Consider the following 24,370-nt stretch of genomic DNA (forward strand, 5'->3'; position numbering starts at 1 on the left):
CGCGAAGAGCTTCTTCCCGATGAGACGATTTTGTGGGCTGAGACGCCCAAGCCGCGATTCTTCACCACTGGTTCAACGGCGACGTTTGGGTTCGCTGTCGTGTGGACGGCGTTCTCTTTGTTTTGGGTTGCCAGTGCTTTGGGATTCCAGGTGCCGAATTTTGATCGCGGCGTCGACTTCTTCGCATTGTTCGGAGTTCCGTTTGTCTTGATTGGCTTTGCGATGTTGGCGACCCCAATCTGGACCTATCGCAACGCTTTCAAAACCGTTTATTTATTGACCGACCAACGAGCGATCACATTCGTTGGAGGATTCCGGATGACGATCCGCAGTTTTCATCCTCGTGAGCTTCGGACTGTTTACCGGAAGCAATCCGCCGATGGATCGGGCGATGTGATCTTCAACGCGAAACGATGGACCGATTCGGAAGGCACCAGCCACTCCGAAGAGATCGGGTTTCTTGGAATTCCGGATGTGAAATCCGTCGAGCAACTTCTCAAACAAATGGTTGAGTCTCATCGCCGCCAAGCAGAACGCAAGATGTTGGAACGTCGGGACGGCTGAACCCACTTGTCCACGGACAAGCCTCCGCTCTGACATTCACGCGGGCTCTTCCGGTCAGGGGTCCTCAACGGCGACGTTTTTTCGGCCGAATGAGCCTCAAATTCGTGCGAAGTTCAGCGATCGCGTTGGATGTTGGCTAGGATAATTCATCGAGACGGGCGGGCACGTTGCTTGCCACCCGTCTCGGTCCCACCCCGTCATCCCACCTGATCTCTTTCGTCGGAGAATGCCATGTTCCATCGGCAATGTTCCCGTTTGTTGCTTGCTGCCTTGTTCTTGTTGGTTGCCTCGCCGGCACACGCTGAAACAGATACGTCCAAGCAGAAAACGTCACGACCGCACATCGTCATGGCGTTCGCCGACGATTGGGGCTGTTACGCGAGTGCCTATGCAAAGCATTTCCCTGGCACCGCCAACGAAGTGATCTCGACTCCCAAGTTTGATTCGATCGCACGCGACGGGGTGTTGTTCACCAACGCGTTTGTGAGCGCGCCGTCGTGCACGCCCTGCCGAAGTTCGCTGATGTCGGGCCAACCGTTTTGGCGATGCGACAAGGCATCGATCCTGCTGGGTGCGGTCTGGGATTTTTCGTTGCCGGCTTACCCGTTGTTGTTGGAAGAGTCCGGATATCGGATTGGGCACACCTACAAAGTGTGGAGTCCCGGACGTCCCGGCAACGCACCGTACGGTGGTTCGCGAACAGCATCCAACAAAGCTGGCTCCAAGTTCAATAACTTCTCGCAGTTTGTGATGAAGGCCGAAGACCGCGACGCAGCGAAGGCGAAACTGTTTGACGAAGTTCGCCGGAACATTCGAAATTTCTTGGACGCTGACAACGACGGACAACTCGATGGCGATTCACCGATTTGCTATTGGTTTGGACCCACCAACACTCACCGAAAATGGATCGCCAAGAGTGGACATGAACTCTGGGGCATCAACCCCGATGACTTGAAAGGCAAGTTGCCCGCCTACCTGCCCGATGTGCCCGAAATTCGCGAAGACTTTGCGGACTACCTGGGCGAGGCGATGGCGTTTGATGCCGCACTGGTGGTGTTGGACGAAGAACTGCAGCGGCTCGGCATTGCCGACGACACATTGTTGGTCGTCAGCGGCGACCACGGGGTTCCCGGTGTGTCGCGCGGCAAGTGCAATTTATATGACTTTGGAACGCATGTGCCATTGGCAGTCCGTTGGCCAAGTGGCATTGAACATTCCAACCGCGTTGTGACGGACTTTGTTTCCTTGCCCGAATTGGCCACGACGTTCTTGGAAGTGGCCAGCGTCGAAGCTCCCGCGAGCATGATCGCTCGTCCGATCACACCGCTTTTGACGAGCGAAAAATCAGGCCGCATAGATCCTTCGCGAGACGCGGTCTTCACCGGTCGAGAACGCCACGTGGCAACGGCTCGCGAAGGGGCAACGCCTTATCCGCAGCGAGCTATTCAATCCGACGATTGGTTGTACATCATCAATTTCGAACCCGAACGAACTCCGATGGGTGACGGTCCCGAAATCGATGCCGAGGAATTTCCTTCGGAAGAAGCACTGCGCGAAAACACTTTCGCGGCGTATGCGGACCTTGATGCGAGTCCGACCAAGGCTTTCGTTGCGTTGAACCGCGAAAAGTACCCGGAAGCGTTTCAGTTCATGGTGGGACGTCGTCCTCGTATCGAAATGTATGACCTGAAGTCCGACCCAGACTGTTTGAACAACCTTGCCGGGCACTCCGACCACGCGGAAACCGAAAAGCAACTCAACGATCGTTTGATCGGCGAGCTGAAACGGACCGGCGACCCTCGAATGAGCGAACCGGTGATGTTCGAACAGGGTATGTTTGTGGAACCGGTTGGCCCTGGCAATAAAAAGAAGCAGTCCGCCAAGGCGAAGAACAAGAAATGAACTCGCTGGAGAAGTCCCGATGAAACGATTGTCGTCACGCCCGTCCGGCCACTGGTGTTGGACATTCGGGTTAGCTGTCGTGTTCCTCGGATTCTCCGCTTGTAGAAAGTCCACGCCGGTCGATGAAGTATCGATCAGTGACAGCGGTGTGGCACTGCAAATTCGCGAAACCCCTGCGGTTGATTTGCCTTGGTCGCAGTGGCGTGGTCCCAGCATGGATGGGCACGCCGACGATGCCACGCCGCCAACAACCTGGGACGAGTCCACCAACATTGCTTGGCAAGCCGACATCCCTGGCCGCGGTCACAGCAGCCCGATCGTGATCGGTGATCAGGTTGTGCTGGGAACGGCCGACGATGCGAAGCAGCAACAGATGCTGATCTCGTTTGACTTGGAATCGGGAGCCGAAAAGTGGAGACGAGTGATCCACGAAGGAAACTTCCCGGCTGCTCGAGAAGTTCACAACAAAGCCACCAACGCCAATGGCACTCCCGCTTCCGATGGCGAGTTGATCGTGACCGCGTTCCTCAACCAGGAACGCATCTTCGTCACGGCAGTGGACTTGAGCGGCGAAGTGGTTTGGCAAACCGATGTGGGGGCGTTTGGATCCAAGTTCGGTTACGCTCCATCGCCCGTTTTGTATCAGTCTTTTGTAATCATCGCCGCGGACAACTTTGGGGGTGGTTACTTGGTGGCATTGGACTTGGAATCTGGCGAAGTCGCTTGGCGACGTGCTCGCGGCAATGCCAGCAGTTATTCCAGTCCCATGATCGCGAACGTCGGTGGCACGGATCAGTTGTTGATCAGCGGCGGTGACCGTGTCGCCAGCTATGATCCTGCGACCGGCGAGCCACGTTGGGAGACTTCCGCGATTGCCGAAGCGACTTGCGGCACGATCGTGACGGCGGGTGATCGAATCTTTGCCTCGGGTGGCTACCCCGACAAGCAAACGGCCTGCTTCTCCGCGACGGGCGAGGAAATTTGGTCGGACCGCACGGCTCTCTATGAACCATCGATGGTAACCGACGGCACCAGTCTGTTCGGTGTCACCGACAACGGCGTTGCGATGTGTTGGTCAAACGAAGATGGAAACGTTCAGTGGAAAAAACGTTTGGGCAACAATTTTAGTGGATCGCCCGTGCTGGCGGGAGGCAATGTGTACGTGTCAGATCTGTCTGGCAACCACTACGTTTTTTCTGCCAGCGGTGACGACTATCAACTGATTTCGAAGAATCGTCTCGGATCGGATTGCTACGCCAGTCCCGCGGTTCTGGCGGACTCGTTGCTGCTGCGAATTGGGTTTGGCGAAGGTGATTCGCGAAAAGAACGATTGGTTAGAATCACGGAAAGTCTTTGAGTTTCGAAGCAGGGATCACGGCAGCGACGATCGGTCCCTCGCTCACGCATCGGATTGTGATTTTATTGTAGGTTGGCCACTTTTGGCCGACATCCACCACTCTGACGGCCAAGAGTGGCCATCCTACCTTGCTCTGCACCCTGCTCTTTTGACCCGATCCATGAACATGATGTCTCGCCTAAGCTGGGCTCTTCCGGCGTTCTTGATTGCCATCGCGCTATCGCCATCCTCTTTCGCGGAAACGCCAACGAAAGAGCATCCCAACGTCTTATTCATTTACTTGGATGACTACGGTTGGCGTGATGCCAGCTTCATGGGATCGGATTTCTATGAGACGCCGAACTTGGATGCTTTGGCCGAACAAGGCATGGTGTTCACGAACGCCTATTCGTGTGCGGCGAACTGTGCACCGGCGCGAGCCAGTTTGCTATCGGGGCAGTATTCGCCGCGTCACGAAATTTACAACGTCGGAACTGAGCGTCGTGGCAATCCGAAACACGGAACGCTGAAGCACATCCCCGGCACTGACGTGCTGTCAACAGACATTCGGACTTGGGCTCATCAAGTTCATGAAGCTGGGTATCGAACCGGCATCATTGGCAAGTGGCATTTGAGTGACGATCCGTTGCCCTATGGCTTTGATATCAACGTCGCAGGCACCCACAGTGGCAGTCCACCGAAGGGATACTTTCCGCCACATCCCAAAGCGCCCGGATTGCAAGACGCAACCGATGACGAGTACCTGACGGACCGACTCACGGATGAGGCCATTCGGTTCATCACGGACAACCAAGAGCGTTCTTGGTTTTTGTATTTGTCTCACTTTGCGGTTCACACGCCTTTGCAAGCCAAGCCGGATCTCGTCGCCAGGTACAAGGCGAAGCAGCCCGGCACGTTGCACGATCACGCCGTGATGGCGGCCATGATTGAGAGCGTCGATGAGGGCGTCGGGCGAATGGTTGATACGCTGCGGGAACTTGGATTGGAAGAGAGCACCGCGATCGTCTTCACCAGCGACAATGGCGGTTTCGGACCGGCGACCTCAATGAAACCGCTGCGCGGTTACAAAGGCACTTACTACGAAGGCGGAATTCGCGAACCGTTCTTTGTGACTTGGCCTGGTGTCGTGGATGCGGGGACGAAATGCGAGATTCCAATCATCGCAGCCGATTTGTATCCGACTTTTGTCGAGATGACCGGAGCCAAGCTTCCGGCGAACCAGCCACTTGATGGTGTGAGTTTGCTGCCATTGCTCAAGCAGGATGGAAGTCTGGCTGATCGCGAATTGTATTGGCACTTCCCCGCCTATTTGCAAAGTTACGCGGTCACAGACGGTCAACGAGATTTGCTTTACCGAAGTCGCCCGTGCAGCATCATTCGAGACGGTCGGTGGAAGCTGCACGAATACTTCGAGGACGGCGGTTTGGAGTTGTACGATCTGGTGACCGACCCAGGTGAATCGAGCAACTTGGCAGTCTCCAATCCAATCAAAACGCAAGCGTTGCACAGCAAGTTGGTGGCTTGGCGAAAGCAAATCGGTGCGGCGGTGCCGACAGAGCCCAATCCAAACCACGACCCGGCAAGCGAAGCCAAAGCGATGCAGAAAGCCGAACGCAAAGCGGCAAAACCCTAGTCCGCAATCGAGTTGATTTCCGAACAAAAAATGCCGAACTGCACATTGGCAGTCCGGCATTTTGATTGCTTCAGTCGGCTCGATTGATCGAGGCAGAGAATCGATTACATATCGATTTCGTATCCCTTGCGGCTTTCACGCGAGAGGAACGAATTGGCTTCGTCGTCGCCGACGATTTCACGTTTGGTTGGGTCCCAGTTCAATTCGCGACCGAGGCGAATAGAAATGTTGGCCAAGTGACATGTCTCGAGCATTCGGTTGTGAGTCCAAACGTCGGAGATCGGTTGTTTGCGTGAACGCATGGCTTGCACGAAGTTGTCCGTGTGGTTGGCCGCGACGGGACCACCGTAGACATTTTCAATGGCGTCTTCGGGCAGCGGGTTGGATTCCAAATCTTCGACTGGCTTTCCAACGATCTTGCCACGGTTGACGAAGAACCGGCCCTTGGTGCCTTCGAACATGATCCCGTTGTCGCCCTCACTGGTGATGACCAGTGGGATGTCGCCGGGCATGTTGGCGTGGATCTCGAACTTGGTCGGCGAGTTGTATTGATCGCTGACGGTTGGATGGCCATCTTTGTAATCGACGGGCAATGAGAAGCTAACCGGCGTGATCTTGCTGGGGCCTGACTGATCGGCGCCTAACGCCCAGGTGGCGATGTCGACGTGGTGAGCACCCCAGTCATTCATTTGGCCACCGGAATACTCGTACCAGTTCCGCCAGGCGTAATGGCAATTGGTGTAAAGCGGCACGCCGCCGCCGTATCCCTTTCGCATCTCAGGCAAAGCCCGGTAAGGAACCTTAGGGGCTGGGCCGAGCCAGAAGTCCCAGTCCAGTCCCTCGGGCACATCAATGGCGGGGATCACTGGTGAATTGGTCGCGCCACCAATGCCGCAGGTGACCTTTCGAATCTCGCCAATTCGTCCATCGCGGATCATCGCGATCGCTTGAAGGAAGCGTTGGTTGTTTTCGGTCCGCTGCATTGTTCCGACTTGGAACACGCGTCCGGTTTGTTTGACGATCTTTTCGATCAGCTTGCCTTCGTCGATCGTCAGCGTCAGCGGCTTTTCGCAGTAGACGTCTTTGCCAGCCAACATGGCTTCGACGGAGATCTTGGTGTGCCAGTGATCGGGTGCCGCAATCATGACCGCGTCGATGTCTTTACGCTCAAGCAACTTGCGGTAGTCGGCGTAGCCCTCGGGTGCCTTGCCTTGTGCTTTCTTTGCTTTCTCGATGTTTTCGCCCAAGACGTTCGCATCGACGTCAGCCATCGCAGCGAAGTCAGCGTACTTGAACGACTTGTTGGTGATCGTCCAGCCTTGGTTGCGAAGGCCGATGGTCGCGAACACGGGGCGTTCGTTTGGCGACTCTTGTGCGTTTCCGAGGCTGCTGGTTCCTGCAAAGTAGCCCGCTGCGGTGGCAGCGCCAGTGGTTTGCAGGAAGTGACGCCGATTGAGTTTTTGACGGGCTGACATTGGAAACCTCGTGGGAAAGTGCGACAAAATCGTCGAAGGGGAACTGAAAAAGTTAGTCGGAAAGGAGTTCGATTGGGGGCGAAAAAGCTATTTGCCCAAATCTTTGAATCGTTCGTAAGTTTGGTTCAGTGGGTGAGCTTCTTTTTGACCGTCGATCATATTCGCTGTCCATTCTGACAAACGCAGGCCGAGGCGGCGGCACGCTTCTTGGACTCGTTCTTCGTCCGGACCGCCGGCGGAGATCGCGCCGTAGTGAGCGGAAAACTTGATTCCGGTGTAATCGGTCAGCCCAAAGACCAGGAATCCGTAGTTGATCAGGATGGACATCAGAGCCATGCACGTCCATTCTTGCCCGCCGCCCCAGGCACCGGCCGATGTGAAAACGCAGCCAATCTTGCCGTCGCGTTTCCCCCAATTTTCTATGGGTTGCTCGTCCCACCAACGTTTCATCTGCCAACTCAGAGTGCCGTAATTCGTTGGCGAACCGAGCGCGATGCCGTCGCACCAATCCAAATCCGTGTAGTCGGCGTCGTCGATGTTCCTGAGCCGAACATCGGCTCCATCGAGTTGCCGAGCACCCTCGGCGACCAGTTCCGCCATTCGGTGCGTATTTTGAGTGTTCGAATGGTAGAGAATCAGGACTTTGGGCATTTGCGATTGCAGACAAGGTTCGAAGAAGCGGGAGCTTCCAGCGTGTGCGGCCGCGAATCATCCCCGCACAATCCGCTGATTGCAGGAGAAACTCGGCGGGGAATCGCAGCGGGGGCTGGGTCCGCGTTGTGGTAGTCTAACGCAACCTGATTTCTCCTAGTAGTCCTGTGGCCGATGACCGACGGGGCGATCCGGAGCATCGACGAGGGCAGTTGTTCTAGGAGGCTGTGCCGTTTCAACGGAGCTAGCCAAGCAGGATCAGCGATCGAGTACCGCAACCGGTTGGTTGGGGACAGGAAGCACGATGGTCGTGGCGTAGCTCGTGAAGTCGAACTCATCGGACTTCTCGTCGATCGCGGTGTGGTGAGCCGCGATCAAGTGGCGTGTCGCCATTTTGGGGACGAACGTGGCTTGGCCGGATGCATCGGTCGCGAATTCGTAGTTGGGGTCTCGGTCGCCTTGCAGCGTCTCGCCCTCGGGGATGAAGCTGACGACGGCGTCTTGAATCGGTTTGCCGTGATGCAGCACCGTGACCGTGATCGGTTGACCAGCGGCAACTTCGCTGAACGGGCAAGTGTTGAGAACGATTTCAAATGGCAAGCCTGCGGGCGTCTCGTGTGCGTGACCGTCGATCTTGGGAGCATCCAGGGAATCGCTGGCCAGCACATAGCTTTTCGCGGTTCGAATGCTGCGGATCGATTTGCCATGGTTCATCACCCGATCAAGTTTCTGAACGAACTGGTGCACTCCGGGCTGGGTCAGCGTGACCGGCGTCGTCCAGTAACCTTGCTTTTCAGCCGACGCGGAGGTGAAGAGTTGAGGTTTCAAATCGGAACGCTTTTCATCGGGGCCGATGTGTTCCATCGACGTCCAGTCGAGTGTCAACAAACCGGCCAACTTGAAGTCGCGATGATGGTTGCCGTGATTGCCTAATCGCAGGTCGACGTGCACGACTTCGCCGGTGCGAACGATTGGTGAGTTGGTTTGGATCCACGTGTCGTGAGCGGATGCCATCGTGGGGAGAAGAAGAGCCAAAGCGAAAGTCAGGTTTCGAAAAGTTGTGTTCATATTCAGTTGCAAGTGGAAAGAGAATGCAGAGTTGTCAAAAGGAAGTTTGCAGTGACTTGGTCGATTCGTTTCGCGATGTAGGTCGCTGATCGATTCATTGTCGGCGTCACATTCGCCGTGTTGAGCGACAAAGGGCAACTTGCCATGTCGTGGACAGCGAACATGCAAACGCCGCAAAAGGGATAGGTTTTGGAGGACTCATGTCGGCGGTTTGGTTTTCGCAATCTCATCTCAGAATGCCTCCAAGACTTCGCGGCCATTGCGAGTGCCGAGAGCTCGCCATGTTTCCAGGTCGACGCTTTCAGTGATGAAGCCAACGCTGCCGTCGCAACGAGCAACGTGAACACCGCCAGGGTGATTGCTGCGGGTGCCGAAGACGCCCCAGCCACAACTGCCCATGTCGGGGATCAGGCTTTGCGGTGGGTGATAGTGGGAATAGCCAGTCCAATATTCGCGACCGTTGATCCATCCCGCGCCGCGATGTCCAGCCCAGCCGCGATGCAGTCCGCTTCCGCGAACATAGGCTTCCATTTCATTGGGATTTTCCGGAAGGAAGAATCCGGTGAACCCTGGTGTGGTGGGCGGCATCGAGCGACTGATGAAAGCACAGGTCACATTCATCATCACTCGTTTTCGTAGATGCGGTTCGGTGGGCTCGGCTGGGGATTGTTCCGACAGACCCAGCAAGTGTTCTGCGAAAGCTGCCGTGTTGCTCAGGCCGTCGAGGATTGATTCGAAACCGACGTTGGAGTTGATCCATAGAATGCCATCGGTCGTTCTCCGCGAGTCATACAGCGTCCCGACGCCGGTGCCAAAGTTCATGCCATAGTTCGTGGCGGAGTAAGCCTGGGTTGGGCCGCTTCCTGAGAGCGTGGTGACGAAGTACGTTCGATCATGGTCTTCGCTGGGGCAGGTCAGCATCGGCATTGCAGTCTTGGCTGCGGTGTCGTGTGGCGTGACGAGTTGCCCTGGGCAGCAACCCACGTGCAGCGACCGGTCAAAGTGGATCATGTCGAGCATGTTGCCTTGCTCGTAGAATGGAGCCATCTGAGCGAAGACCGAAAAGTTGCCCGCGGTGCTGGTTCCATTCGTGTAGTTGGCGGGGATTTTTCGGTGGGTGCTTTCGTAGTTGTGCATCGCGAGCGTGATCTGTTTCAGGTTGTTGCTGCACTGCATGCGACGGGCGGCCTCGCGAGCGGACTGGACCGCAGGAAGCAGCAGCCCAACCAGGACGCCGATGATGGCGATCACAACCAGCAATTCCACCAAAGTGAAACCGCGTTGCGGTGAATTGTGTCGAGAGATGTTCATGGGAGATGAATGATTTCGTATTGGGGTGAGTCGTTGTTGGGTGGATGGATCGGTGCGCGCACCTTCCCCGTGGAACCAACCGAGCCGTTTTGAAGCTCAGTTCATTCGAAAGTGGGGTGGCGTTCGAAGGTCATTTCGAATCGGTGCATTCCGACGTCGAGTCAGTCGTCCTCTGCAATGCAAGGACGCTCCCGCGTCAGGGACGAAGACAACACTGGTGTGAGGAGCGAGCCTTCAACCACCAACGCGGCAGCGGTGATTTCTGCGCCAGCCCAATCGCTTCTTCAGCGACAGCACTGTGAGCGCAGCAACGAACCGGATTGCAATGCGAACAGGATTCACGCGCCCGAACGTTCCGGTGGAACGATAGGTCGCGTTCGAGATCGTCGGTTAGGGAACCGGCGGTTCGGGGCAGAGGCTCACCACCGACGCTTGTTCGTCGTACAGACGCAAGCGGAACAGCAGTGGCGGAGGAGAAAGGTTCAGCTCGAAGGTTTGGAAGTCCACAATGACGCTGGAGAACATGCTCCAGACAATGTCGATGCCGTGGCATTTCGCAGCGTCTTCCAAGCGAACCAAACGAATTGAATCGGAGGCGGATGAGGAGGCAGGTTCATCGCAACTCGTGCCGCCGCAGCAGGACGCCGTTTTGGGGTTGGATGACGAGCAAGTGGAGGCGTCAGCGGATTGGCAAGATGTGGATTGGCAAGTAGCGGAACGCTGAAGCATCATCGCGGCGAATCCTGGGGGCGGACCCGATGAATCGGGGCCGCAGCAACCACCGGCGACACAGCTTGATGCAGTGACTTGCGTTGGGGCGTCCGCGATTTGGTGGAGCATTTCATCCACGCGAGCGACCAGGAAGGCGGGCGGCGTGACGTTGTTTTCGGCCGCCCACTGCAATTTCTCTAAGTCAGTATGGCAGCAGCATTTGTCCCAGCAGTAATCGGCGGAGGAGCAACCGCACGGGCAAGATTCGCAGGGGAATCGGCCCCCTTTTTCGGGCCGAGGTGCGGTGAGGGGCAATCCGACCATGCCACATCCCAGCACCAACAGCAGCGTCAAGCTGACGGCGCGTCGTAGCAGGGAAGATCGGAACTGTCGAAAGAAAAACAAAACGGGTCGATGCCTGACTGCGTGCCAAATCTGGCTCGCTCCTCACGCTGAGAATGGTAAACAAGCCCTGCCTTTGGGGCAATCACCAACGTCCAGAATCCAATGCGGCGACCTGCCGCACGATGGCATCGCCAAACGATCTTTCACCACGACCGAGTTGGCCGATTTACGCCGGCCCCGTCCGGGGCGATTTCGTGGATGGCTCCGGAGGAGTCCGCGTTAGTAGCTCGGGGTGTCAGCCCCGAGAATCGTTGGCGGCCCATAGGACCATCGCCCCGGATGGGGCCGGCATTGGTTTGCACGTTGTGACTCTGGGTAATCACGCGAATGACAACCGGCGGCTTGGCACGTCTTCCTTTTCGGTTGATGGGGCCACCGGTTCAATCTTCGAATCGCCAAACCAATTCGCTTCGCCGCTTTCGAACAACACCTCGTCTTCGGCGGTTGGGTCGGCTTCGCACTTCCACGCGTGATACAGCAGCGAGGCGGAGGTTTTGTTGTTGAAGTCTTTCTTTCCGGCGGGCGGAATCACCAAGTACAAACCTTGCCGAGCTCGTGTCATGGCGACGTAGAGCAGGCACATGGCTTCCGTCAAACGGGAAGCAACGGAGCCGCCAAACACGGCTTGCCAGCGTTTGGGAAGGAAGTGCCATTGGGCCTCGCCGACGGACCGACTGAGCCCGCGTGCGGGTTGGCCAATCTCTGGGATGTCCGCCAAGCATTGTGGTGACTGGCCCAGCAACGCTTTGTGGATCTCGGGTAAGAAGACGGCGTCAAATTCCAACCCTTTGGATTGGTGAACCGTCATCACTCGAACGACCGCCGCACGCGGACGCTGGACACGCTTTTCATGCACCAGTTCGACGAAGTCACGCAGGCGACTGTCCGCGGTGTGTTGGTAGAGCGTTGCCAATTCGATCAGTTGTTCCAATCGCACGTTCTCACGGCTGTCGCAGTGAGGCATCAAAGCTTTCGCAAGCAACAGGATCGTTTTGGCGAGACCCTGGTCCTCGATTCGTGCGCGAAGCTGATCGGCGGCTTCGCCTTTGCCATCACTGTCCGACAGCGGCAAGACAAACTGGAGCGGGCTGCTCGCCACATGCAAACGCCAGCGACCGTCGCCGGGATGTTCGCACATCATCAGCGCGGACAGAATCCAACGCACGGCGACGGAATCGACCAGCGGGTTTCCGCCCTCGGCACTGACGTTGACATCGAGGTGTTCCAGGCGATTGATCAGTGCACCGACGGTGCTGTTGGTGCGAGTCAGCACACCGATTGTCAGGTGCGGTGATTGGTGGTGCAGCTCGGCAATTTGTTTGGCAACGTCATCCAGCAATCCCTTTTGGATCTCAGCCGCGGACGGTTTGCTCTTCGTCTTGGCGTCGGAGTCTGCGGGTGGTTGCAGGTTCAATTCCGCGGTTCGGAACTGAACGTAGCCCGGCAGTTTTCTCGCAGCGGTGTGCTTAGGAAAACGCTTGGCGAATCGCTTGAGTGCCTTGGCTTCGTAAGTCGCCTTGTCGGCGGGGTTGGGCGGATCCGTTCCCTCGGCCATTGGGTGACGAGGCAAATGTTGAAACGCGTCCGTGACTGCGTCGAGCACCACGCTGCTGCTGCGATAGCTTTCGTCTTGCTGCTTGGAAATGATGCCTGGGATTTGTTTGTCGACAGCATCAAAGATCTCGGCCACGCCGCCGCGCCAACCGTAGATGGCTTGCTTGGTATCGCCAACGCAGAAGAACGATTTCGAACGTTTTGGATCCAAGACATTGGACGACGAGTCGGTCGATTCACCGGTGACCGATTGAGCCAGTAATCGAAGGACTTGCCACTGCACCGGCGAGGTGTCTTGGAACTCATCGAGCAACAAGTGATCGATGGAAGCGTCGAGTCGGTCTTGCAGCGTGTGGTTGTCAAGCTGTGTGAAAACACCAGCCAAGCGAACTGCGATGTCATCAAACGCGAGTGCCCTTTGGGCTTGCTTGACCAATTGAATCAACGTGTCGTAGTGGTCGACCAAGGTGCCGGTGGCGTGGTTCTGAGCCCGCAGCAAAGACAGCGATTCATGCCGAGCAACTTCGTAGATCAAGTCGAACTCCGGATCCAAGCCCGGCGGGAACTTGCTGCGTCCAAATTTGACTTCTTCACCATGCAAACGTGCTTTGGCGATGTTCTTGGTCAGCGTGGCTTCCACCAGCGGACCAAATTCGCGAATTTCGAGGCTGTCGGCTGCGGACTCGAGGGCTTTGACGAGCGACTTTTGCGGGACCTCGGCCGATCGAAGCATGCCTGCCGTGCGTGTGATGTCGGCGGACTCAGGCAGTTCAGGAACCTTCAATTGGTCCCAGCGTTCGACGTCGGCTTGGCGAGCCAAGTTGTACGTGTTCTCCACCACATCGATCAATTCGCGAGCGATGTTGCGTTTGACATCGCCGCGGCTGAGCATGGAGATCAGCGTCTCGGTTTCGGCCGGTTGCAGGGATTCGATCAGGTTTCCAATCGCGACTTGTCGCAACCAGATTTCTTCGACCTCGTCGGTCAAACGCCAACCCGGCGGCAAGTCCAATTCGAACGGCAGTGCACGGGCAAGCTGCGAGAACAGACTGTCCAGCGTGCAAACGCGCAGGCGGTGGATGTTCCGCAGCAAGCGATGAAACAATTGCCCGCAGACGTGACGCGGCAAGCCTTCGATGCCGACTTGTTGTCGCAATTCCGCGATCGCTTTTTCGCTCGGATCGATCGCGGCTTTGCCGAGCGTGATCAAGACTCGCTCGAGAATCTCACCGGCGGCTTTGCGAGTGAACGTGGTCGCGAGGATCGTTTCTGGTGGCGCACCGGTCAGCAGAATCTTCAGCAACCGAGCGGTCAGTTGGTAGGTCTTGCCCGTGCCCGCGGAGGCTCGCACCAACGTTGGCTCGAAAGCTTCCTGGAGCGTCGCCGGAGAATCAACGACAAAGTCCAATTCATCGGGAAGCGATTCGTCCTCGGGAAGGCGATTGTCATCGTGAAGCACTTCGGCTTCTGAAGGATTGGCGTCCTCGTCGAAGAACGGGTTGTCGTCAAACAATGGGTGTTCGGATGGGTTGCTCATTCGAAGGCCTCCGTGTCGTCGTCCATGGGAATGAACACGCTCTCATTCATCAGCATTTCATAGTCGTCAAACTCGACGCCGTCGGGATTAGGCTCGAAGTGACAAGCACGAATTTCGCGAACGCAGTGGTGAATCAATTCGTCTGCGGCGGCAAATTGTGCGGGCGTGAATTCGGCCAGGTTGATTTGCGTCTCCGTGTCTTTTTCGGCCACGTTGAAGTACCCCAGTTCAACGTCCACCGGGTCGGCATCGATCCCGAGATCGGGAATGAAACGACGGTACAGCGGTAATTGCAAGTCCACCCACTGAGTCGATCCATCGGGCAGTTTTTTGAGGTGTTTCTTTTCCGGTTTGTGACCGTGTGTTTTGTAGTCGAGAATCGCCCAACGCCCGGACTCGGGATGAAAGTCGATGCGGTCAAAACGCCCACGCAGGCCCGTGAACTGGCCGTCCAGTTTGATGCCTGTTGGCTTCTTGGGTTTGCCGGTGATGGGGTGAATCTTTTTCTCATCGACGGCGTCTTCCACCGCGTGAATTTGCCAGCCCGCAGCGGCTCGTTCGGCTTGTCGAAGGGCGACTGTTTTCAGACGTCGTTGGGCTTGGCGAACTTGCAACTTCACCGTCGTGGAGGTGTTGTCGCCAAAGTGTTTGTTCGCGTACCGGTGAAGCTCTTCAATCAATGCTTCTTCGATGCGTTTGGGATCGGTTTCGTTCTCGTAGTCGCTTCTTCCGAACTCTTCGAGTGCACCGTGGACAAGGTCGCCAAACTGGTTGGCCGCCAACTCCAACGGCGAATCGTCCAGCGGTCGCAGCCTCAAAACATGTCGCAGGTAGAACCGGTAAGGACAAGCGAGGTAGGCAGAGAATGCGGTGACACTGAGCGTATCGATTGTCCGGCCGGGTTCCGGTGGCGGGGGAGCGAAGAAGGCTTGGGAACCAACGCTGACCGCAGGAGGTGGCTGGATCGGTTCGATCTCGATCTTGGGTCGTGGAACCGTCAGCAAATCACAAACCCGCTTGGCTGCTTCTTCCGGCGTCGCCGCGGCGAGCAAACGCGACGGCGGTGTGGGGGATCCGTCGGCGGAGTGTGAACCGACGAGAAAACGCACCGTTTCGCGAGACGTCAGCAATTGCTGCATCGCATGCACGTCGCGAGCGTAGCGGCGATCGTTGGCGGATTGATGCAGTGTCGATCGCAGCGATTGCGGCAAGAACGGGTCGCCTGATTGGGCTTCGGGAACGAAGGGATGATTCAATCCGCAAACCACGAGGGCTGGTGAATCATCGAGAGCAAGGTCCAACCATCCCAGCAATTCAATTTCGGTGGGGGAGGGATCGTCGACCCAACGCACTTCGCTCATGCGTGACGCGAGCATCTCAACGGCAACGGAACCTTCGACCGGCTCATCGAGCGACGGACTGAGGTCAGCGAATCGGTGCAGTAATCGGAAAACGGCACGCAGGGCTTGCTGGGTTCTGAAAATCGAAGCGTCGGACTCCGATTCTTCCGACTCTTCGGCGGCATCGGGATCCACCGGCAGCAGCGACTGAGCGGATTCGCCATGCAGCTCGAGCAAGATCGCTTGAAGTGTTTCGCTCCATTGCCGAATCGGCTGTGGTTCGGTGTTTTCAATCAGCGGCGACAACCACTGATCCAAAACATTGCGAATTTGGTTGGCGGTTTTGGTTTGCTGGACTTCCTCAGGAAGGGGCTCGTCGACTGACCGGGGAAAGGCGGACGAGAGAAGTTGATCGAGCTCCCGCAGCCACATTTCCGATTCGGGATGGTCAGGGCAACGCTCACTGACATATCGAGTCACGTCAGCGTGACGGACAAGTGCGGCCAGCGATCGCCAAGTCCGTCTTTGCAGATAGGTGACGATCAAGTGCATCAAACGCCCGACAGCGGTTTGACCGACGCGGTGTCCTAAGTGACGATGCGTCGCGACGCCCAACAAATCACAGCGGTTCTCAATCGGTTCGACTTGCGATTCGTCGGTGACGCCGATCGTGATTTGGTCGATGCGGTATTTCTGGCCCAGTTCCGACAGCGTTTCCATCACCGCAGCGGTCTGATCCGAGATGTCCCCGGCGGGAATCAGTTGGCCGTCTTGCAAAGGCAAGCAATGAGATTGCCAACGTCCGGCGTTCAAGTTTCCAAACGAATCGAATCGTTTCGCGTGGGTGTCGGGAGCTGCCACCAAAGCCGTGATCGCAGCCGAGTTCTTGGACGATTCGACTTGGCCCAACATCGAGACCAGCAGTTTGGAAATGTCGGTGGTCCCGATCAGCACCAACGGCCGAGTCGCGCGGCAAGCGTTGTCGCGAATTGCGTCAAGTTGGGCTTCGTTAGAATCGGCTTTTCCCGCCGCGGCGAGTTCCGCCAAGTAGGCCTTCATCAAGTCGACAAAGAATTGCCAACGACGACGCTCGCCGGCTGAGTCGCACATTGCTAAGACGTCGGCGTAGGTCAAGCCTTCGGCCGCGATGGAATTGTGCAGTCGCCGCATCGTGCCACCCAGTTCCAACCAAGCGTCGGCGGCATCGGGTGCGGGCGGGCTGGAAATCAAAACGCTCAAGTCATCTTGGTTGGCCGCGGCGAGGACTCGTGCCCAGGCCAACGTTTGTTCGAAGTCCAATGCCGCCGCGTCGGATTCATACAACCTGGAGGGCAGGTCGCCGACCGTCAGCATTAGCGGGAGATCCACGGTTTGCTTCGCCGCGTTGGCCTCGGCAAGCAGAAGCTCCTTCATGCGGTCGATCGCGCGGCGAGAGGGGAACACCAAATCCAAGTGCGACAGATTCCAGTCGCCTTTGGTTTTGGTTTTCGGCCCGTTGGTTTCTTTCAGCCACTGCAAGCTCGAGACCAGCAGCGGTTGGTTCCATCCCAGAAAGATTGTTTGCGTCATTCGTTTTGAATTGTGGATTCGCGGTGGGGGCGAGCAGAGAACGCAGGCGTCAAATGCGAGGGAAACGCGTTGCTATTCCACGTCCGGTTTTTCTCGCACCCAAACTTCGTCGTTTTCGACTTTGACATCGAAACAGTCGACCTTGGTTCGCGGGTTGTCTTCCCAGGTGCCGTCTTTGATGCAGAATCGCCAAGCGTGCCAGGGGCAAGTCACCGAGTGGTCTTCGACGTGACCTTCGGCCAAGGACGCACCCATGTGAGGGCACAAATCGTCAATCGCGTACCATTCGTCGCCTTTGCGAAAAACTGCGACCATTCGGCCGTCGACGGGCACCGCTTTGCCCACGTTGTCTTCGAAATCGGAAACCTTGCCGACGCTCTCGTATTCGCTCATTTTTTCGTTCTTTGTTAGATATGGACTGCGTTCTCGCCGCTCAGCGTTCTGATCCTCCGTTTTATCCCACGCCAGCCGATTCCCCAATGAGGCTGAGGATGACTCCGGCGGCCGGATTCGCTTTAATGGACATCCGGTTGTCGCTTGACCACTCGATCCGTCTTTGGTGCCAGTATTTTATGATTCATCACGAACTCCGACGAAAACTCGAATCTCGCGTTTTGCCTCACGTGCAAACGCCGGCTCAGTATGTTGGCGGGGAACGCAACATCATCGTCAAAGACCATCGGAAACTACGCGGGAAAATCGCGGTTGGATTCCCCGATGCGTACACGATTGGGATGAGCCATCACGGGCTGCAAGTCCTGTATTCGATGATCAATCGGCGAGACGATTGGTGTGCCGAGCGAGTCTTCATGCCTTGGCCGGACATGGAAGCGAAACTGCGTGAGCACAACCTGCCGCTCTACACGCTCGAAACGTTCACGCCTCTGAACGAGTTTGACGTCATTGGATTGTCGCTGCAGTACGAAATCAGCTCGCCGAACGTGTTGACGATGGTTGACCTCGGCGGGATACCGCTCGACGCCGTTGACCGGACGATGGCGGATCCGTTGTTGGTTGCGGGAGGACCATGTTGCCAAAACCCGGAGCCGATGGCCGACGTCTTCGATGTGATGGTGACCGGCGACGGCGAACCGGCGCTGCCAGAGGTTTGCGAGTTGTGGATCAGCCTTCGTGAAGAGGCCCGCTTGCCCGACGGAACATTCGTGACCGGTGAAGAAGGCCGGAAGCAACGCGAAGACGCCTTGGCTCGCGTGGCTCAGCAATTGCCGTTTGCTTATGTGCCTCGGTTCTACGAGCCACAGTACTCTGACAACAATCGAATCGGATCGATCGTTCGAACTCGCGATGACGTGCCGGAGACAATCGCACCCAGCGTGATCAGTGACTTGGATGGCATGCCGTTGCCGACCGAGCCCATTGTGCCGTACGTCAACTGCGTGCACGACCGAATCGCGATCGAGATCATGCGAGGCTGCCCGCACCTGTGCCGGTTCTGCCAAAGCACGGTGATCAAACGACCGCTGCGAATTCGCGAGGTCGACACGATCGTCGACGCGGCGTTGGAAAGTTATCGCAGCACGGGCTTCAACGAGATCAGCATTCTGTCGCTCTCCAGCAGTGACTACCCGCACTTTGCCGAGCTGGTGAAACGGTTGCATGAAGTCTTCGTGCCTCTGGACGTGAACATCAGCGTGCCGAGTTTGCGAGTCAACGACCAGTTGCGAACACTGCCGGAATTGCTGGGGAGCACACGGCGTAAATCGCTGACGTTGGCACCCGAAGTGGCTCGCGATGACATGCGGCAACAAATCCGCAAGAAGATCAAGAACAGCGATTTGATCGAGGGATGCCGGGCGGCTTTCCAAAACGGTTTCGAAAGCGTGAAGCTGTATTTCATGTGTGGTTTGCCGGGCGAACGGCCAGTCGATTTGGACGGCATCGTGGACTTGGCCGAAACGATTTCGACGGTTGGCAAAGAGGTCAACGGCCGCTACGCGCGAGTCACGGCCAGCGTTTCGAACTTCGTTCCGAAATCACACACGCCGTATCAATGGAACGGAATGCAGTCTCGCGAATATTTTCGCTGGGCACACGATTACCTTTGGAAACGCCGCAAGATTCGTAGCGTGAACATCAAGTGTCACGACATTGAAACGAGCTTGTTAGAAGGCGTGATCAGTCGCGGCGACCGCCGGACTGGAAAGGCCATTCGGCTGGCCTGGGAACGCGGGGCTCGCATGGATGGTTGGACCGAACACCTCGACGCAGAACGTTGGTGGCAAGCGATCGAGGACGCTGGCATCGACGTCGATCAACAGGTGCATCAGAAGTACGAGATGATGGACAAGCTCCCTTGGGATCACGTCAACGTGAAGTTCGGACGCACGTATCTCGAAAAAGAACAAAGCCGTGCGACCATCCAACTAACCGACATGGCCAACGCGACCTAGCAATTGGAACCGTTCATTGATTGCAACGTGTCGCGGCAAGTCATAACCCGCAGCGTCAGCAAGGCACTCGCTTCAGCGGTGAGGCCAACGTGCTTGTTTGGGATGTCCTTGCTAACGCTGCGGGTTGTGATTTTGCTTTGTCTCTTTCTTCCAATCTTTCCCAACAAGACTAGCGCATGAGCATTCGAGTTCTTTGTTTCAGTGACCTGCATCGTGACCAAGAAGCTGCGAAGCGATTGGTGGGGCTAGCCGATCAAGCGGACTTGGTTCTCGGTGCGGGGGACTTCGCCAACCGGCACGAAGGTTTGGCTGACACGCTGGCTATCCTGCAATCGATCACCAAGCCCACTGTGCTGGTTCCCGGCAACGGTGAGACCGTGGAAGAGTTGCGAGATGCGACGGTGGAATGGCAGGCCGCGATTGTCTTGCACGGAGAAGGATGCGAGATCGAACTTCACGGAAGCTCCGTCCCGGTTTGGGGCGTTGGCGGCGGGATCCCGGTGACTCCGTTTGGCGATTGGAGTTATGACTTCGACGAAGAGCAGGCGACCGAAATGCTGGCGGGATGTCCTGAGGGAGCGATCCTGATCACGCACTCACCCGCATTGGATACGGTCGATCACGACAGCGCCGGCAAGATTCGCGGCAGTCAAAGCATTCGCGAAACAATCCTGGCGAAGAAGCCTCGGTTCGCGGTTTGCGGGCACATCCATAGCGATTGGGAACGCCAAGTGACATTGGGCTCAACGCCGGTTTTGAATGCCGGGCCGCGTGGCGTTTTTGTGGATGTCCCAGAGTAGAACGTTTGTCTCAAACGTTTGCGTGGGCGGGTGGTGTTGTCGAGACACGCTGCGCGAACGTGTTTCAGCTTGGCTTGGAGATGACGTTGCCAGGCGATCCAGAGTTGCCTGACGGAACAGTTGGGGACAACTGTTCTACTCTGAGATTGTAGAACGTTTGTCTCAAACGTTTGCGTGAGTGGGTGGTGTTGTCGAGACGCACTGCGCGAACGCGGTTGAGTTTGGTCTGGAGATGACGTTGCCAGGCGGTTCTGTGTCGCCCGTCGGAACAGTTGGGGACAACTGTTTTCTCTTTTTGCTTAACGCCATCCTTCCCCCACGCCGCGAAATTTCTCTAGGTTGGTTTGACGATCTTCGTATACGCTCGGCCTTCGTTTTGGTCGATGCGTTCGGGGCGACCCTTGTGCAAGTAAATGAGCTTTCTGTGATCGATGCCCATCAAGTGCAAGATCGTGGAATGGATGTCGTGCACGTGCAAGCGATCTTCCACGGCGTGCAGGCCAAGATCGTCGGTGGTGCCGTAGGCTTGGCCGCCTTGCACACCGCCGCCGGCCATCCACATTGAAAAACCAGTCGGGTTGTGGTCGCGGCCGTCACCTTTTTCGCTCATCGGCGTCCGTCCAAATTCGCCGCCCCAAACGATCAACGTTTGGTCGAGCAGTCCGCGTTGCTTGAGGTCTTGGATCAATCCCGCGACGGGCAAGTCCATTCCGCGGCACATGCGTGTGTGATTGGATTCGATCTTGGAATGGGCGTCCCACTTGCTTCCCGCACCGTGATAGCACTGCACGAACCGGACGCCTCGTTCGACCAAGCGACGAGCCATCAAAAGTTGCCGCCCGTAGTCGGCGGTTTCCTTTTGATCGAGCCCGTACATTGATTTGGTTTGCTCGGTCTCTTGCGATAGATCCACCGCGTCGGGAGCATGGGACTGCATTTGATAGGCGAGTTCGAAGCTGCGAATGCGGGCTTCCAATTCGCTGTTGTCCGATCGTTCGGCAGCGTGGGCTTGATTCAAATCGGCCAGGAAGTCGAGTGCCGCCCGCTGTTGGGGACCAGCGACATGTTTGGGGCGATCCAAGTTCGTGAATGGCGATCCGGTACGCTGCATCGTGGTGCCCTGATAGATCGCGGGCATGAAGCCGGCACCCCAGTTACGAGCTCCATTGATCACACGGCCCTTGCCTTCTTGCATGACCACAAAGGCGGGCAGGTTTTCGTTTTCTGTGCCCATTCCATAGGTGACCCAACTGCCCAAAGAAGGACGGCCGGCGAACTGGCTGCCCGTGTTCATTTGGCAGATGCCGCCCGAGTGGTTGATGCCGTTGGTCCAGCAAGAACGGATGACTGCCAACTCGTCCGCCATCTTCGCGGTGTGCGGCAGCCAATCCGAGATCCAAAGTCCGCCTTCGCCGTGTTGGGCCCACTTTCGCTGCGTCGGCATGATCGGTGAATCGAATTCTCCCATGGCCGTTAACACACGACCGAAGCTCTCTGGGATTGGTTTGCCCGCCAACCGTTCCAAATCAGGTTTCGGATCAAACGTGTCCAGGTGGCTGGGACCGCCATCCATGAACAGAAAGATCACGCTTTTGGCTTTGGCTGGATGATGAACCAGTTTCGATGCTAGCGGCGAGGGAGCCTCTGACGATGGGCCTGCCGACGCGGTGTCTTGCAGCAGGCCTGCCAAAGCCAGCGAACCAAAGCCGCCACCACATTGCAGCAGCATTTCTCTGCGCGACGAAAGTCGTGGTGAGAAGCCGTTGGAAGAGGCGGATGTTTCAATCGACATAAATCATCTCGCTGGAACAAAGGTAGGCATGCAGGAGAGCGGTCTTCGCTTCTTGATCGTTCGCGTCAACGGATTCGGATGGATAGGCTGAGATGAATCCGGCGGCACGTTCACGATCCCACTCAGTCGCGGATCGATGGAACAAACGAGGGTGAACTTGATCGACCAATTCGTCGACTGAGTCCTCCGCGAATTCTTTGGCCAATCGCTCGGCGCGGTTGTGCATCCAACTGTTGTTCATCAACAGCAGAGCCTGCGGAGACGTCGTGGTCCGATGGCGTTTGCCTTGGCTGCGAACTCGATCGGGGAAGTCGAACGCAGCGAGCAACGGATCGAGCTTGTTGCGTTTGACGTTCTTGTAGATCGCTCGTTTGTCCGTCGCCATTTCTCCGCTTGCCACCAACATCGCATCATGGATTTCTTCGCCCGACAAACGGCGAGGATTCATGCGCCAAAGCCAAACGTTCTGAGGGTCCACCTCGGCGATCTGTTCGTCCATCGGGCGCGTCGATGATTGTCGGTAGGTGGCCGACATCAGGATCCGTCGATGCAGTTTCTTGAGGCTCCATCCATCCTCCATGAATCGAGTCGCCAACCAATCAAGCAGTTCGGGATGTGACGGTGGTGTGCCGAGACGTCCGAAGTCGCTGGCCGTTTCAGCGAGCCCGCGGCCAAAGTGTTGCTGCCAGACTCGGTTCACGATCACGCGAGCAGTCAGTGGGTTGGCAGGATCGGTGATCCATTTGGCCAGCGTCGATCGACGGCCGGTTGATTGCAGGACCTCGGGGATCTCGACGATTTGAGCTGGTTCCGGATCCAAGATCGTTGGGTATCCCGGATCGATCGGCGAAGTGTCTTGGTCGGGAATGAGTGTTGGTGGCGAATGAGGGCCGACGTCACCAGCAACGAAGGGCAGCGTCGGAAGCGGTTTGGGTTTTAGATGGTCAAACTGAGCCAGTTGTTTGCGAAGATGCTGACGTTCGGTTTCCGTCTCACTGTCGAGGTACTCAGGCAACTTGTCGGGGTGAAGGTCGAATTGGTTGGACGCCAGCGAAGCGATTTGATGTTCGTATTCGGATCGATCGCAGCGTCGGCAGGCGATCATCGATTGAATTTCTTCGGTGAACTTGTCAACACCCTCGCGAGTTGCATGAGCGAGCAATGCGGGAGTTTCGATTTCATGCAATCGCTTGCGAATGGATTCGGTCGCCGCTTCCCACTTCTTAAGTTGTTGATAGTGCTCCTCACGAGTTGCTACGTCGGCGACGGGGAAGTCTTCGCGAGGTAGCAGCGGTGTGAAGAAGGCTTTGAGAGCGAAGAAGTCACGCTGCAACAGTGGATCGAATTTGTGGTCGTGGCATCGAGCACACTTCAAACCTTGAGCCAAGAAAACGTCGGCGGTGGTCTCTGTGATGTCGCTGATGATTTCTTGCCATTGGCCTTCCACGTCACGCTGGTTCCATTCGTAGATCCAATGCCGCAGATACATCGTTCCGATCAAAGCATCACGATTGCCCGGATCGATTTCGTCACCGGCCAGCTGCTCGCACACAAAGCGATCGTAGGGTTTGTCGTCGTTGAACGACCGGATGACATAGTCACGATAGAGGTGAGCGTGGGGCCGGGCATGGTCGGCGTTGTAACCATCCGAGTCCGCATAGCGAACCAAGTCCAACCAATAGCGAGCTTGGTGCTCACCGTATGCGGGACTGCTCAGCAATTCATCGAGTTGTGCCTCGTACCAGTCGTCAGGTGTGGCGGCGTCGTGTTGGTTGCTGGTTGGAGGCGGGCAAGTTGGTGGCAGCCCGGTCAGTGCGAAATGCAAACGTCGGGTTAACTGCGACGCGGAGGCTTCATCCGCGGGACGCAAGTTCTTTTGCTTCAAACGATCGAGAACAAATCGGTCGATCTCATTTCGGCACCAGCTGTCATCATCAACGTCCGGGACGGCTGGATCCGCGATCGGTTGGTAACACCACCAGTCTCGGTCATCCTCGGTGATGATCGGCATCGGGGTGAGAACAAGATCTTCCGGCCATGATGCTCCGGCGGTGATCCAGCTGGCAAAGCCGTCGACGACTGGAACATCCAATTGGCCAGCGGGAGGCATTTCGAACGACTCGAACCGCAACGCTTCTAGGATCAAACTGTCGTCCGTGTTGCCAGGAACGATCGCGGGGCCGGAGTCACCGCCTTCCAGTAGCGCGTCCAGCGATGTCAGTTTCAGACCGCCCTCTTGTTCGGTTTCGCCGTGGCACTGGATGCAGTGTTTGATCAGCGTCGGACGAAC

16 protein-coding genes are annotated in these 24,370 nt (G+C 56.8%); 6 read left to right on the forward strand and 10 right to left on the reverse strand.

Annotation, left to right across the window (positions count from 1 at the left end; all coding sequences use genetic code 11):
• The 4 genes from B2R17_RS13025 to B2R17_RS13040 all read left to right on the forward strand — a co-directional run.
• Window positions 1–564: hypothetical protein (locus B2R17_RS13025; RefSeq protein ID WP_286764318.1), on the forward strand; the 564-nt coding region annotated here is incomplete at its 5' end.
• A gap of 231 nt (window positions 565–795) precedes the next feature.
• Window positions 796–2,466: a sulfatase family protein gene (locus B2R17_RS13030; RefSeq protein ID WP_286764319.1), complete on the forward strand. Its 1,671-nt coding sequence runs from the start codon at window positions 796–798 to the stop codon at window positions 2,464–2,466.
• A gap of 19 nt (window positions 2,467–2,485) precedes the next feature.
• The gene (locus B2R17_RS13035; protein WP_286764320.1) at window positions 2,486–3,823 is read left to right on the forward strand and encodes a PQQ-binding-like beta-propeller repeat protein; all 1,338 of its coding nucleotides are present in this window, start codon (window positions 2,486–2,488) and stop codon (window positions 3,821–3,823) included.
• A 166-nt stretch (window positions 3,824–3,989) separates the two neighbouring features.
• Entirely contained in the window at window positions 3,990–5,456 is a 1,467-nt protein-coding gene (locus tag B2R17_RS13040; RefSeq protein ID WP_286764321.1) for a sulfatase, read from the forward strand.
• Window positions 5,457–5,560: 104 nt separating this feature from the next.
• Here the strand turns inward: B2R17_RS13040 and B2R17_RS13045 are convergent, their stop codons facing one another.
• The 8 genes from B2R17_RS13045 to nirD form a co-directional block, all read right to left on the reverse strand.
• Complete coding sequence (locus B2R17_RS13045; RefSeq protein ID WP_286764322.1) at window positions 5,561–6,931, reverse strand: Gfo/Idh/MocA family oxidoreductase; 1,371 nt, start codon at window positions 6,929–6,931, stop codon at window positions 5,561–5,563.
• Window positions 6,932–7,018: 87 nt separating this feature from the next.
• Window positions 7,019–7,582 (reverse strand): flavodoxin family protein, encoded by a 564-nt coding sequence (locus B2R17_RS13050; protein WP_286764323.1) that lies wholly within the window; start codon window positions 7,580–7,582, stop codon window positions 7,019–7,021.
• Between the two features lie 258 nt (window positions 7,583–7,840).
• Window positions 7,841–8,650 (reverse strand): DUF4198 domain-containing protein, encoded by an 810-nt coding sequence (locus B2R17_RS13055; RefSeq protein WP_286764324.1) that lies wholly within the window; start codon window positions 8,648–8,650, stop codon window positions 7,841–7,843.
• A gap of 231 nt (window positions 8,651–8,881) precedes the next feature.
• Window positions 8,882–9,961, reverse strand: coding sequence for a DUF1559 domain-containing protein (locus tag B2R17_RS13060; protein ID WP_286764325.1), 1,080 nt, complete (start codon window positions 9,959–9,961; stop codon window positions 8,882–8,884).
• 390 nt (window positions 9,962–10,351) lie between these two features.
• The gene (locus tag B2R17_RS13065; RefSeq protein WP_236616035.1) at window positions 10,352–10,996 is read right to left on the reverse strand and encodes a hypothetical protein; all 645 of its coding nucleotides are present in this window, start codon (window positions 10,994–10,996) and stop codon (window positions 10,352–10,354) included.
• A gap of 400 nt (window positions 10,997–11,396) precedes the next feature.
• Window positions 11,397–14,168 carry a UvrD-helicase domain-containing protein gene (locus B2R17_RS13070; RefSeq protein WP_286764326.1) on the reverse strand — a complete coding sequence of 924 codons (2,772 nt, stop codon included), beginning with the start codon at window positions 14,166–14,168 and terminating at the stop codon, window positions 11,397–11,399.
• Complete coding sequence (locus B2R17_RS13075) at window positions 14,165–17,077, reverse strand: PD-(D/E)XK nuclease family protein (RefSeq protein ID WP_286764327.1); 2,913 nt, start codon at window positions 17,075–17,077, stop codon at window positions 14,165–14,167. The genes B2R17_RS13070 and B2R17_RS13075 overlap by 4 nt, the downstream gene beginning before the upstream one ends.
• A gap of 72 nt (window positions 17,078–17,149) precedes the next feature.
• Window positions 17,150–17,470, reverse strand: a complete 321-nt coding sequence (gene nirD / locus B2R17_RS13080; RefSeq protein ID WP_008654473.1) for a nitrite reductase small subunit NirD — start codon at window positions 17,468–17,470, stop codon at window positions 17,150–17,152.
• A gap of 179 nt (window positions 17,471–17,649) precedes the next feature.
• On the opposite strand from nirD, the gene B2R17_RS13085 reads away from it, so the two are divergent.
• A complete protein-coding gene (locus B2R17_RS13085) occupies window positions 17,650–19,488 on the forward strand; it encodes a TIGR03960 family B12-binding radical SAM protein (protein WP_339887115.1) in 1,839 nt (612 codons plus the stop codon).
• Between the two features lie 176 nt (window positions 19,489–19,664).
• The gene (locus tag B2R17_RS13090) at window positions 19,665–20,288 is read left to right on the forward strand and encodes a metallophosphoesterase family protein (protein ID WP_286764329.1); all 624 of its coding nucleotides are present in this window, start codon (window positions 19,665–19,667) and stop codon (window positions 20,286–20,288) included.
• 334 nt (window positions 20,289–20,622) lie between these two features.
• Here B2R17_RS13090 and B2R17_RS13095 read toward each other — a convergent pair whose 3' ends face one another.
• On the reverse strand, window positions 20,623–22,080 hold the full coding sequence (locus tag B2R17_RS13095; protein WP_037253203.1) for a DUF1501 domain-containing protein: 1,458 nt from the start codon (window positions 22,078–22,080) through the stop codon (window positions 20,623–20,625).
• On the reverse strand, window positions 22,070–24,370 hold a 2,301-nt coding region (locus B2R17_RS13100), incomplete at its 5' end, for a PSD1 and planctomycete cytochrome C domain-containing protein (protein WP_286764330.1). The genes B2R17_RS13095 and B2R17_RS13100, both read right to left, overlap by 11 nt.

Source organism: Rhodopirellula sp. UBA1907 (genome assembly GCF_002337565.1).
Lineage (GTDB): Bacteria > Planctomycetota > Planctomycetia > Pirellulales > Pirellulaceae > Rhodopirellula > Rhodopirellula europaea.